Here is a 13,164-nt window from a genome sequence, read left to right on the forward strand (position 1 = left end):
TTTTGTATTTAACGATACATTAAGATTTAGTATCTTTTCCTACTTTTTAAATACCCATCCATGAAACCTCTTTTTCACATCGCTTTAATAGCTTTACTCCTAACGAATTGCAAAGAAAATACACCAATAGAAATTGCAAAAAAAGACAAACCGCTTATTGAATATGTAAACCCGTTTATTGGTACAGGCGGACATGGTCATACCTATCCTGGAGCAACAATGCCTTTTGGCATGATGCAGCTAAGCCCAGATACAAGGCTTGATGGTTGGGATGGTTGCTCTGGCTACCACTATAGCGACGAATACATTTACGGGTTTTCCCATACACACCTTAGCGGAACTGGCGTTAGCGATTATGGCGACCTATTATTAATGCCTACCAATGCCATTAATTTTTATAATGGTAGCGAAACCTCGACAAGCTCAGCATTTGGAAACAAAGGGTATAAATCACATTTTTCTCACGATAACGAAATCGCACAACCAGGTTATTACAAAGTCCATCTAGATGACACACAAATTGATGTAGAACTTACCGTTTCAAAACGTAGCGGAATTCATAAATATCAATTTCCTTCAGAAAACAACCAAATTCTTATCCTAGATTTAGAGCATCGCGATCAGGTATTAGATTATAAAATTCAAAAAGTTAATGACTCTACAATTTCTGGATTTAGACACTCTAAAGCCTGGGCAACAGACCAACGCTTATTTTATACTATTGAATGCTCTAAACCAATAAAAAACATCACTTATGAAGAAGATGGAACTCCAATCTCAAAAAACTATAAATATCAAAGTAAAAAAGCAGCTATAGAATTTGATAACCCAAATAATGAACCTGTTTATATTAAAGTTGGAATTTCGGCAGTTGATCAAGATGGTGCAACCAAAAATCTACAAGCTGAAATAGGCAGCAAAACATTTGATCAAATTAAAAAACAAGCGCAAGACAATTGGGAAACTCAATTAGACAAAATCGTTGTAGAATCTAAAAACGACGATTACAAAACTAATTTTTACACCTCATTATATCATACCATGTTAGCTCCAAATTTGTATCAAGATGTTGATGGTCGCTATCGTGGTATGGATTTAAACATACACCAAACTCAAGATTTTGAATATTACACCGTTTTCTCACTTTGGGATACCTATCGTGCCGCTCACCCACTCTATACCATTATTGAGCAAGATCGCACCAATGATTTTATAAATACATTTTTAGCAAAACACGACGAAGGTGGTATTATGCCAATTTGGGATTTAAGCGCTAATTATACAGGTTGCATGATTGGCTATCATGCGGTTCCTGTAATTGCAGATGCGTATTTAAAAGGCATCAAAGATTATGATAGCGAAAAAGCATTTAATGCTATGAAACACTCAGCTACTAGAGACAAATTAGGACTTAAATCCTACAAAGAATTTGGCTTTATACCCGTAGAAGAAGAAAGCGAATCGGTTTCTAAAACTCTAGAATATGCTTATGACGATTGGACCATTGCACAAATGGCTAAAGCTATGGGTAAAGAAAACGACTATAAATTATACACGCAAAGAGCACAGCAATACAAAAACATTTATGATCCCGAAACCAAATTCATGCGTGGACGATTTCGCAATACATGGTTTGCACCTTTTGATCCGTATGAAGTAAATTTCAATTATACCGAAGCCAACTCATGGCAGTATAGTTTTTACGTCCCTCAAGATGTATCTGGGTTTATGAATCTTCTCGGCGGAAAAGATAAACTAGAAGCACAATTAGATACATTATTTATCGCTAAAGCAGAAACTTCTGGTCGCAATCAAGCAGATATAACAGGTTTAATTGGGCAATACGCTCACGGAAACGAACCAAGTCACCATATGGCTTATCTATATAATTTTGTTAACAAACCACATAAAACACAAGAGAAAGTTCATCAAATTTTAACTCAATTATATACTAACGAACCCGATGGCATTTCTGGCAATGAAGATTGCGGACAAATGAGCGCATGGTACGTATTTTCATCCATGGGCTTTTATCCCGTAACACCAGGAAGCAATGACTATATAATTGGCACGCCTTTATTCGATAAAGCCACGATTAATTTAGAATCTGGCAAACAATTTACTATTACTGCCAATAATTTAAGTGACACTCATATTTACATCGAAAATGTGTTCCTTAACGGAAATGAGCTCAACCAATCCTTTATTTCTCATGACGCTATTATGGCTGGCGGAACATTAGAATTTAAAATGACCGATAATCCAGCAATTTGGGGAAGCCAAAACGGTCAAGAACCAAAAACCGAAATCAATGAGCACAAAATAGTTCCGGTGCCTTTTATTGCTAAAGGCGATGTTGCTTTTAAAAATGAAACCGAAGTTAGCCTTGGGATTGTAAACTCAAAAACAGAAATCTTTTACAGTCTTAACGACAGTGAATTTAAGCTATATCGTGCACCCTTTAAAATTTCTGAAGCCATGACATTACAAGTTTATGCTATGGACGATACCAAAAATAAAAGTGCAACAGTTGAAACCAAATTTTACAAAATAGATCCCAACCTCTCGATCAAATTAGAAACTCAATACGCTAATCAATACAATGCTGGAGGTAATGACGCATTGATTGATGGTATCATGGGAACTCAAGATTTTAGAACTGGTACTTGGCAAGGATATTCAGATCAAGACGTTATTGCTACTGTAGATTTAGGAAGCACAAAACCTGTAAACACCGTAAGTATTAATTTTTTACAAGATCAAGGCGCTTGGATATTTTACCCTACACAAGTAACATGCCTAGTGTCAAAAGATGGTGTTAAATTTAATACCATCGACACTATAACTATTGATACCGCAAAACGAAATGATGATGTGCTCATAAAAAATGTATCCTTTAATTTTTCTTCGGAAAATTACCGTTATATAAAAATCATTGCCAAAAAAATGGGAGAACTACCTACTTGGCATTTAGGCTATCCTCACAATGGAAGAAGCTGGATTTTTACAGATGAAATTATCGTAAAATAACCAAACAAAAACTATACATATACTTTAATACAAGCCTAAAAAGGATATTTTAATTACATTTAGACAACTAAAAACTAACTAATGAAAGACCAAAACAACAAATCTGCTTTAACTACTTTAGTTACAGTCTTTTTTTTCTGGGGATTTATAGCAGCATCCAACGGTGTATTTATCCCATTTTGTAAAACCTACTTTAATATAGATCAATTTCAATCGCAATTGGTTGATTTTGCATTCTATGGTGCTTATTATTTTGGTGCTCTCTTACTATTTATTATTTCTGGCTCATTAAAAAAGGATATATACAATAATTGGGGTTACAAAAATGGTATTGTATACGGTTTGCTATTATCGGCAATTGGAGCCTTTGCCATGTATCCTGCAACTGCTGGAGCAGAACAAGGTCAAACGGCAGTATTTTATCTTGTACTAATTGCATTATTTATTGTTGGCTTAGGGTTTTCATTACAACAAACAGGAGCCAATCCTTTTGCTATTGCATTAGGTGACCCTAAAACAGGATCTCATCGTTTAAATTTAGCGGGAGGCGTTAATTCTTTTGGCACTACTATCGGACCAATTGTGGTAGGCTTAGTCATATTTGGATCTGCTACTAGAGGTACCGATGAAATAGCTAGTATGATTGCAAATAATGAAATCACTTTAGTTACTGTACAAGGATTATATGCTGGCGTTGGTATTTTATTTTTAATTGCTGCAGCTTTATTTCATTTTTCAAAAAAATTACCCGCTTTAAAATCTGATACCGCATTTGAGCCGGCTAACAAAGCTAGAAATTTACTTATTGCCTTAACCGTTATCATCATAGGATGTTTTGGTTATATTTTTAGCACTTATACTGGAAACGAAATTGCTTCAGAAACTGTAGAAAACACACGACTCATCTTATTAATAATAGCTTTAGCTGCCGTAGTGGGAGCTTTATTGTTTGCGTATTCTCGTTCTTCTAAAAAGGCTGAAGGTTGGGGAGCCATGAAATATCCGCAGTTGGTTTTAGGCATGCTAGCCATATTTACATATGTTGGTGTAGAAGTTACTGTAGGTAGTAATTTGGGAGAATTATTAAAACGAGCGGTTGACGGAACCTCTTTGAATGAATTGGGATTACCAGCACTCAATGATGCTGAAATCGCACCATACGTTTCTCTATATTGGGGAGGATTAATGATTGGTCGTTGGGTTGGTGCCATTACGGTTTTTAATCCAAGTAAGGGTTTAAAAAAAGTATTACTAATCATTGTACCATACGTTGCTTTTGGTGTGATTATTTTAGCTAATTCTATTAAGTATAATTTTACAGTCTACGAAATACTCTTTTTTGGTATTTGTATTGCCATTCAAATTGGAGGTTTCTTTGTTGCAAAAGACAATCCTGTGAGAACTTTAAAAGTATTTAGTATATTAGGCGTTTTGGGCATGCTGATTGGGTTATTTTCATCAGGAAATGTAGCCTTATTTGCATTCTTATCTGGAGGTTTATTTTGTTCTATAATGTGGCCTTGTATTTTCACATTAAGTATTGCTGGATTAGGAAAATATACATCGCAAGGATCTGCTTTTTTAATAATGATGATTTTAGGTGGTGCTATTATACCTCCTGTACAAGGAAAATTGGCTGATGTATTTAATATCCAATCTTCATATTGGATTGCAGTAGCCTGTTTTGTGTATTTATTATTCTATGCTTTTAGAACCAAAACCGTTTTAGACAAACAAGGCGTTACCTATTAATTATTTCGGTTCGATAACTTCAGAAATAGAAAACTAACAAACACCCACGTTGATGGGCAATAGATTATGAAAAGAAGACATTTTATTAAAAACGCTGCACTATCAAGTGCTGGATTGGCTGTAAGTGGATCTATTGTTGGTTGTGCAGATACACCTTCCGAAGAAAAAAAAATTAGTCTGGCGCCAACTTCAAAAAAAGCAACATTACCAATGGTAATTGCAACTTGGCATGTTATAGATGCTACTGCAAAGGCTATGGAGATTTTACAAGCTGGCGGAAACGCGCTTGATGCTGTAGAACAAGGCTGTAGAGTTGAAGAAGCTAATGAAAAAGGGCAGTCGGTTGGTAAAGGCGGTTTACCTGATCGTGATGGCAATGTGACTCTTGATGCTTGTATTATGAACAAACATGGTAATTGTGGTTCTGTAGTGTATCTTCAAAATATAACACACGCTGTTTCGGTAGCGAGAAAAGTGATGGAAAACACACCACATGTGATGTTAGCTGGTGAAGGTGCTAAACAATTTGCTATTTCCGAAGGATTTAAAATCGAAAATCTACTTACAGATGCTTCTAAAAAAGCATGGGAAAAATGGCAAGTAGAAGCTAAATACAAACCTATTATTAATATTGAAAATCATGATACAATTGGGATGCTCGCTATTGATAAAAATGGCGACATTTCTGGCGCTTGTACAACGAGTGGCTTGGCTTATAAACTAGGCGGACGTGTTGGAGATTCGCCAATTATTGGCTCTGGTTTATTTATAGATAATGAAATTGGAGGCTGTGTTGCAACAGGCTTGGGAGAAGAAGTTGTAAAAACCGTTGGAAGCTTTTTAGTCGTAGAACTCATGCGACAAGGAAAATCACCTCAAGAGGCTTGTGAAGAAGCCATTGGTCGCATTGTTAATAAACCTCATAGTAACTTTAAAGATTTTCAAGTGGGTTACATTGCTGTGAATAAAAAAGGAGAAACGGGAAGTTACTCGATACATCAATGGTTTAGTATGACTAAGTTTCAGGATGGCGTAAATGAGCAAATACAGTCTGATTATTTTAATAAGGGTTAACACGAGAAAACCTTTAAGTTTATAAAGCAGAAATTTTGAATACTTAGCTCTACGAAGTTAAAACCACTTTATCGTAACATCTACCAATTTCTGCTTAACATTGGTATAAGGAGGTGTCAATAGATCTACAGCTCCAATGGTATGTTGTTTTAAAATAGAGCGTTGGTTGCTAAATTCTAAAAACCCAAAATAACCATGGGATTTCCCAATTCCGCTATTATTAGAACCTCCAAAAGGTAAGTTATGATTTAAGAATTGTAATAGATTATGATTAATACACGTACTTCCTGCTCTTGTATTATTTATAATCTCATTAATACGCTTTTTGTTTTTACTAAAAATATAAAGCGCCAAAGGTTTTTCTTTTGAGTTGACATACGTTATCATTTCAGGTATTGAGGTGTAGGTCTTTACTGGAAGTATGGGTCCGAAAATTTCATTTTGCATCAATTCACTATCTTCGGAAATATCAAACACCAAGGTTGGTGCTATATAATTATCTATCGCTTCAACAATTCCACCAACAATAATTTCTGCGTTTCTAGACTTTGCGTCTTCCAAATACCCATGTAATCTTTCAAAATGTTTTTGATTGACAATCCTTCCGAAGGAATGCGACATAGAAGGGTTTTCAGTATAGAAATTTTTGAGGTGCTTTTTAAAACTAGTTATAAACTCCGATTTTATAGTGTCGTTGATAAGCACATAATCGGGTGCAATGCACGTTTGTCCTGCGTTTAGAAATTTTCCGAAGATAATTTTTTTAACCACTTTATCTAAATTAGTAGTATCATCTACAATAACTGGCGACTTACCTCCTAGTTCTAACGTTACAGATGTGAGATGCTTAGAAGCGGCTTTCATGACTATTTTACCTACTTGAGGAGAACCCGTGAAAAAAATATGATTAAATGGCAGTTTGAGCAACTCTTGTGAGACCTCAACTTCACCTTCTATGAGTGCCACTTCGTTCTCATTAAAGAGTTCAGTGACTATCTTAGACATTACATTTGATGTATGAGGCGTCATCTCACTAGGTTTTAATATCACCGTATTACCAGCTGCAATGGCAGAGACCAATGGACCAAAGGTGAGATTGACAGGAAAATTCCAAGGTGAAATTATCAAACACACACCTTTAGATTCATTTTTAATTCTAGAGGTACCACCCAATAATGCAATTGGTGTATCTACTTTTTGTGGTCTAAGCCAAGACCTTAAATGCTTACTTATAAACTTAATCTCATCAACAACAGGATAAATTTCTGTGAGATCTACTTCTAATTGAGGCTTTTTAAAATCTTTATACAAAGCGTCTCGCAAATCTTGCTTATAGGTTGTTTCTAAAGCAACCTGTAAACGTTTTAGTTTTTTTATGCGCGTTTTATATGTTGTATTACCTATCTCAATATAATGCGATTTTTGAGTCTCAAAAAGTTCTAAATACCTGTTATCTGAATAATCTATCATTTAATCCTAAACGTTTTTATTGGGCTGCGAGCAATATTTGTGTATTTCACCGATGTTTTTTTCAAGCGTGTTCATCTCAACTAAAAACCAATCGTTTTATCTATTTTTTTCATTATCAGCTCTTAAGTTATGTTTCTTTGACTATTGTTTATTAACAAATCCCTCAACGATTATGAAAAAAGTATTAATAATTTTAGCCTTTTTAGCATTACCTTTTCTTGCAATAGGACAAGAAATAAATGCTGTTAATACAAACACCAATACTGTAGAAACAATAATCGAAAAAACAATACTAGGTAAAGATATTAAAAAAGAGACTGCGACTAGTTCTAAAATGAAAGCAAAAGTTTTAAAAATAAACAAAAAGAAAAGTACTGAAATTATTAGTATTAAAGCCTATAGAAAAAGTTTACAAATTAAAGTGAAGACTATTAAGCTTTGCTAATCTTAGCATAAAAAAGGAGAACTTTCTAAATGTGAGTTTTGATTATTTTTCAAACATTATTGTGATTCTATAGGTAATTCATTTACAAATTTAACTGTTAACTATTCTCACTTAACTACGTGTATTCATACAAGTTACCCGTATAATTTAACCGTTCACCCTAGACGCTTTTATTGGGCTACGAGCCATAATTGTGTATTTCATCGTGTTTTTTCACCAGCGGTTTCAACTCAACTAGAAATCAGTCATTTAAACTAAAATATTGAATATGAGGTCTCTTGTTGTTGTTTCTTTGCTGCGAGTTTAAAACAACACACCACGATTATGAAACGAGTATTATTAATTTTAGCCTTCACATTATTACCATTATTATCAATGGCACAACTATCTAATGAAGCAGTTAAAAACGATAATACCATTGAAACCGTAATTGAACAACAGCCAGACTCTAAAATTATAAAACAAGAGACTACTGCTAGTTCTGCAATGAAAGCTAAGGTGTTAAAAATAAACAGAAAAAAAAGTACAGAAATTATTAGCATAAAAGCGTATAGAAAAAGTTTACAAATTAAAGTAAAGACTGTTAAGCTTTGCTAATCATTATATATGTCAAAAAAAAAATCCGAAACTTAAGTTTCGGATTTTTTTTTGACATTTTTTTAATTTAGAGCATTACTCAAAAGTTAATTCTCCTTTAGCTTCTAGCTCTTTAAATTCTTGAACTAAATCTAAAGCATCAGGTATCACATCACTACACAATATAATGAGCGATCCTTTTACTGCATTTTTAACCGCATGTGTGATGGCTTCTTTTTCCGAAGGAATAATAGTGGTTTTTTTATTGGGATCTTTCATCTTAATACCATCATCTAGCATTTTAATGAGCTCTTCCTCTGTTTTTCCTCTTAATCGTTTATCCTGACGAATAATAATTTCATCAAACATTTCGGCAGCTATACTACCCATTTCATTATTATCTTCTATACGTCTATCTCCAATTCCTGCAATAATACCAACTTTAACTGTTGCTTCTAATTCTTCGGTAAATTTTTGCAGCGCACGCATTCCTGCTGGATTATGAGCATAATCTAAAAGAATCGTAAAGTCTTTAAATTCGAATAAATTTAGACGTCCTGGAGTTTGTGCTGCCGACGGTATGAAGGTTTCTAAACCCGCTTTCATATCTTCAATACTAATGCCTTGAACATGTGCTGCAAGTACGGCTGCTAATACATTTTGAATCATAAATTTGGCTTTTCCACCATAGGTTAACGGAATGTTTTCTGCTTTCATTAAGCGCATTTTCCACTCGCCTCTACAAATAGTTACCCAACCGTTTTCATATACAGCAGTAATACCATTTAAACGTTGTAATGCTTTTATTCTTGGATTCTCTTCGTCCATAGAAAACAGTGACACATTACAATCTAAATTACGTCGCATATCATACACCAAATCATCATCTGCATTTAAAATCGCATAGCCTTCTGGCAACACGGTTTCAGGAATTACCGCTTTAACTTTGGCGAGTTGTTCAATGGTATGTATTCCTTTTAATCCTAAATGATCTGCAGCAACGTTAGTGACTACAGCAACATCACATTTTTTAAATCCTAATCCTGCACGTAATAATCCGCCTCTAGCACATTCTAAAACGGCAAAGTTCACCGTTGGATCTTTTAGTACAAACTCAGCACTTGCAGGACCAGTACAATCTCCTGTCATGAGTAATCTGTTTTGTATATACACACCATCACTTGTAGTGTAACCAACACGATAGCCATTCATTTTAGCTATATGTGCAATTAAGCGCGTTGTTGTTGTTTTTCCGTTGGTACCTGATGTTGCAATAATTGGTATGCGACCTGTTTCTCCTTTTGTAGGAAATAATTTATCAATAACTGGTGCAGCAACATTACGTGGCAATCCAGATGTTGGCGCTAAGTGCATTCTAAATCCTGGCCCAGCATTAACCTCTAAAACAGCTCCTCCAGTTTCAGATAATGGTTTAGAAATATCTGTGGTCATGATGTCAATTCCGCAAATATCTAAATCGATAATTTTAGAAATACGTTCTGCCATACTAACGTTTGCAGGATGTATAATATCGGTTATATCTTCTGCTGTCCCACCAGTACTTAAATTTGCTGTATCTTTTAATACCAATCGCTCACCTTTGGCAATTACAGATTCTAAAGTATAACCTGCATCTTTTATAATGGTTTGTGTTAACTCGTTTGTTGTTATTTTAGTCAATACATTTTCATGTCCAAACCCGCGACGAGGATCACTATTTACCGTATCTATTAATTCTTGAATCGTTGATTCCCCATCTCCAATAACATGTGCTGGTGTTCTAACGGCTCCTGCAACTAATCTATTATTAATTACAAGTAATCTATAATCTTCACCAATAATGAATTTTTCGACAATTATTGCACCACTTTTAGAACTCTCTTTAGCATGATGAAACGCAACCAAAGCCTCATCATAATTTTGAATATTTACAGTAATTCCACGTCCATGATTTCCATCTATGGGTTTAATTACTAACGGATATCCAACATAACGACAAGCTTCTTCTAAACTACGTTCTCGTCTAATAATATCGCCTTTTGGCACTTCAACTTCGGCTTGTTCTAAAAGATATTTAGTATCTTCTTTATCACAAGCCAATTCTACACCAATACTACTCGTTTCGCTAGTTACAGTGGCTTGAATTCGCTTTTGGTTAGCACCATACCCTAATTGACATAATGAGTATTTGTTTAGTCTAATCCAAGGGATACCTCGAGATTCAGCTTCTTCAACAATAGAACCTGTACTTGGTCCTAAGCGCGAGCTTTCTCTTAATTCTCGCATTTCTTGAATATCTTCCTCTAAATCATAGGTCTCTCCATTTATTAAGGCTTCACAAATTCTAACTGCAGATTTTGCCGCAAAGCGACCTACATTTTCTTCCATATAAGAAAATACAACACTGTAAACGCCTTCTTCTCCATAACCTCGAGTTCGTCCAAAGCCAGTATCCATTCCTGCTAAGGTTTGAATTTCTAATGCAATATGTTCAATAACATGACCCATCCAAGTGCCTTCATCAACACGCATAAAAAAACCACCTTCACAACCTTCAGAACAACGATGAGAATACATCGTTGGAAACATCGCTTTTAAACGTTCAGGAAATCCATCTATTTTATTTGATGGCTTCTCTTCCATATCTTCAAGATCCAAAACCATTACAATAAGTTTATGTCGTCTTACAGACCAATAATTTGGTCCTCTCATGGCATTTATTTCGCGTATTTTCATGTTAGTTGGTATAGTTTAATTATTGTGAAAGATTATAAATATAGCATTTTTCAATAGAAAATTTAGTTTATTTTTGTCCAATATTTAAACTACAGAAAGATTTTTATGCTGAAGAATAAAGGAACATTAATTCCTATTGGTGGAAATGAAGATAAAGGAATAGAAGACAATGAACAATACACCTTAGAGTTTATTGATGAGGGTATTTTATTTCATGTGGTTAGAGAAGCTGGAGGCATAGAAGCCAATATTGTTGTAATCCCTACAGCATCTAGTATTCCTGTAGAAGTTGGAGACAACTACTTAGAAGCATTTACGACTTTAGGCTGTAAAAATGTTACCGTTTTAGATATTAGAAGTAAAGAAGATTCTAAAAAACAATCGTCTATAGATTTAATAAAAGCAGCTAATTGCATCATGTTTTCTGGTGGTGATCAATCTAAAATCTCAAATAAAATTGGAGGCACTAAAATTCATGACATCATAAAACACCGTTATAAAAACGAAAAAGGCTTTGTAGTTGCAGGTACAAGTGCAGGTGCCATGATGATGTCTAAAGAAATGATTGCAGGCGGAAGCGCTACAGAATCATTTATTAAAGGCGCAGTTAACATGTACAAAGGTTTAGGCTTGGTACCTGGATTAATTATTGACACTCACTTTATCAAACGTGGTCGTTTTGGTAGAATCTCTGAAGCTGTTGCACAATTCCCTAAATTAATTGGTATTGGATTAGCTGAAGATACTGGCATGATTATTAAAAATAGCAAGTGTAGCGTTATTGGCTCAGGAATGGTTATTATTTTTGATGGCAGACGTTTAAAACATAACAATCACAAAGTACTCAATGAAGGCACTCCAATGTCTCTCACCAATATGCGTACTCATATTTTATCAAATGGAGACCGTTTTCATATCAACAATAAAAAAGTAAAAGTGCTACCTATTGAGGAGCCTTTTATCTAATACCTTTATTTTTACATTTTTGGCGTTACCTAAAGGTCGTGCTTTTCGCAAGTCGCTCTCTGCGAGGAGCTTCAACAAATGCTACAATCACTAACGCAGTTTTTGCAATGGTGTTAAACCGTTAGTTAATAAGCACAATGTTGCGCTAAGCCTCTAATTTTTATAAATTGAAACCTGCTCTAAACCTTGAGAATTTTTGCACGCTCTATACATCCCTTCCGTATTAAAAGGCATAGCAATATTACCATTAGCATCTACAGCTATTAAACCACCATCACCTCCAATTTCTAATATACGTTTATTAATCACTTCATGAGAAGCCTCTTGAATACTCATTCCTTTATGCTCCATTAAACAAGCAACATCATAAGCCACAACACCTCTAATAAAAAACTCACCACTTCCTGTGCATGAGATAGCACAAGTTTTATTATTAGCATAGTTGCCTGCTCCAATCATCGGACTATCACCAACGCGTCCCCATTTTTTATTAGTCATTCCTCCAGTAGACGTTGCTGCAGCAATATTTCCGTTTTGATCACAAGCTACTGCACCTACGGTTCCAAATTTGCTGTCTTTTTTTGTAGAATGATCCAATTGAAAACTATCTGTATCCTTAATTTCTAACCATTGGTTATGACGAAACTCATCATAAAAATAAGAAGGCTCTTCGAGTTTATAATCTAATTCTTTTGCAAATTGCATAGCGCCTTCTCCGGCAAGAAACACATGCTCACTTTTTTCCATTACATCTCGAGATAAACTCACAGGATTTTTAATTCCGGTAATAAGACTCACACCTCCTGCATTTAGCGTTTTCCCATCCATAATACTGGCATCCATTTCATGAGATTCTGTAGCGGTAAATACAGAGCCTTTTCCTGCATTAAACAAAGGAGAATCTTCAAGTACCTGAACCGCTTTTTCAACAGCATCAATAGCTGTTCCACCAGATTCCAAAATGGCATAACCATGATCTAAAGCACGTTTTAAATCTGCTTTATATTTTGCCTCCAATTCTGGCGTCATCATACCTTTTACTAAAGTTCCTGCGCCTCCATGGATCGCTATTGAGAATGTGTTCATTTCATTAAGTTATTAGGTTTCAAATATAC

General features: G+C 34.9%; 9 protein-coding genes. 6 read left to right on the top strand and 3 right to left on the bottom strand.

Features of this window, described 5'->3' with window-relative positions; all coding sequences use genetic code 11:
* Positions 1-60 precede the first annotated feature (60 nt).
* The 3 genes from TD29_RS04600 to TD29_RS04610 all read left to right on the top strand — a co-directional run bounded on the left by TD29_RS04600 (position 61) and on the right by TD29_RS04610 (position 5,856).
* Complete coding sequence (locus TD29_RS04600) at positions 61-3,030, top strand: GH92 family glycosyl hydrolase (protein ID WP_040279235.1); 2,970 nt, start codon at positions 61-63, stop codon at positions 3,028-3,030.
* A gap of 81 nt (positions 3,031-3,111) precedes the next feature.
* Entirely contained in the window at positions 3,112-4,782 is a 1,671-nt protein-coding gene (locus TD29_RS04605; RefSeq protein ID WP_040279236.1) for an MFS transporter, read from the top strand.
* 66 nt (positions 4,783-4,848) lie between these two features.
* A complete protein-coding gene (locus TD29_RS04610; RefSeq protein WP_040279237.1) occupies positions 4,849-5,856 on the top strand; it encodes a N(4)-(beta-N-acetylglucosaminyl)-L-asparaginase in 1,008 nt (335 codons plus the stop codon).
* A 57-nt stretch (positions 5,857-5,913) separates the two neighbouring features.
* Here TD29_RS04610 and TD29_RS04615 read toward each other — a convergent pair whose 3' ends face one another.
* Entirely contained in the window at positions 5,914-7,326 is a 1,413-nt protein-coding gene (locus tag TD29_RS04615) for an aldehyde dehydrogenase family protein (RefSeq protein WP_040279239.1), read from the bottom strand.
* A 172-nt stretch (positions 7,327-7,498) separates the two neighbouring features.
* Between TD29_RS04615 and TD29_RS04620 the strand changes: the two genes are divergently transcribed.
* Together TD29_RS04620 and TD29_RS04625 are read left to right on the top strand one after the other, a co-directional pair.
* On the top strand, positions 7,499-7,771 hold the full coding sequence (locus tag TD29_RS04620; protein WP_040279240.1) for a hypothetical protein: 273 nt from the start codon (positions 7,499-7,501) through the stop codon (positions 7,769-7,771).
* A gap of 324 nt (positions 7,772-8,095) precedes the next feature.
* A complete protein-coding gene (locus TD29_RS04625) occupies positions 8,096-8,368 on the top strand; it encodes a hypothetical protein (protein WP_040279241.1) in 273 nt (90 codons plus the stop codon).
* 75 nt (positions 8,369-8,443) lie between these two features.
* Here TD29_RS04625 and cphA read toward each other — a convergent pair whose 3' ends face one another.
* Entirely contained in the window at positions 8,444-11,083 is a 2,640-nt protein-coding gene (cphA, locus tag TD29_RS04630; protein WP_040279242.1) for a cyanophycin synthetase, read from the bottom strand.
* A 105-nt stretch (positions 11,084-11,188) separates the two neighbouring features.
* Here cphA and TD29_RS04635 point away from each other — a divergent pair, with 105 nt between their 5' ends.
* On the top strand, positions 11,189-12,049 hold the full coding sequence (locus TD29_RS04635; protein ID WP_040279243.1) for a cyanophycinase: 861 nt from the start codon (positions 11,189-11,191) through the stop codon (positions 12,047-12,049).
* Between the two features lie 153 nt (positions 12,050-12,202).
* On the opposite strand, the gene TD29_RS04640 is transcribed toward TD29_RS04635, so the two are convergent.
* Positions 12,203-13,135, bottom strand: coding sequence for an isoaspartyl peptidase/L-asparaginase family protein (locus TD29_RS04640; protein ID WP_040279245.1), 933 nt, complete (start codon positions 13,133-13,135; stop codon positions 12,203-12,205).
* Positions 13,136-13,164: the final 29 nt, after the last annotated feature.

It is taken from the genome of Psychroserpens damuponensis, assembly GCF_000826655.1.
GTDB classification, from domain to species: Bacteria; Bacteroidota; Bacteroidia; order Flavobacteriales; family Flavobacteriaceae; genus Psychroserpens; species Psychroserpens damuponensis.

What these genes read in the sequence shown, in the direction of transcription:
- TD29_RS04600 (WP_040279235.1), top strand. Translation starts at nt 61, where the DNA reads ATGAAACCTCTTTTTCACATCGCTTTAATAGCTTTACTCCTAACGAAT.
- TD29_RS04605 (WP_040279236.1), top strand. Translation starts at nt 3,112, where the DNA reads ATGAAAGACCAAAACAACAAATCTGCTTTAACTACTTTAGTTACAGTC.
- TD29_RS04610 (WP_040279237.1), top strand. Translation starts at nt 4,849, where the DNA reads ATGAAAAGAAGACATTTTATTAAAAACGCTGCACTATCAAGTGCTGGA.
- TD29_RS04615 (WP_040279239.1), bottom strand. Translation starts at nt 7,326, where the DNA reads ATGATAGATTATTCAGATAACAGGTATTTAGAACTTTTTGAGACTCAA.
- TD29_RS04620 (WP_040279240.1), top strand. Translation starts at nt 7,499, where the DNA reads ATGAAAAAAGTATTAATAATTTTAGCCTTTTTAGCATTACCTTTTCTT.
- TD29_RS04625 (WP_040279241.1), top strand. Translation starts at nt 8,096, where the DNA reads ATGAAACGAGTATTATTAATTTTAGCCTTCACATTATTACCATTATTA.
- cphA (WP_040279242.1), bottom strand. Translation starts at nt 11,083, where the DNA reads ATGAAAATACGCGAAATAAATGCCATGAGAGGACCAAATTATTGGTCT.
- TD29_RS04635 (WP_040279243.1), top strand. Translation starts at nt 11,189, where the DNA reads ATGCTGAAGAATAAAGGAACATTAATTCCTATTGGTGGAAATGAAGAT.
- TD29_RS04640 (WP_040279245.1), bottom strand. Translation starts at nt 13,135, where the DNA reads ATGAACACATTCTCAATAGCGATCCATGGAGGCGCAGGAACTTTAGTA.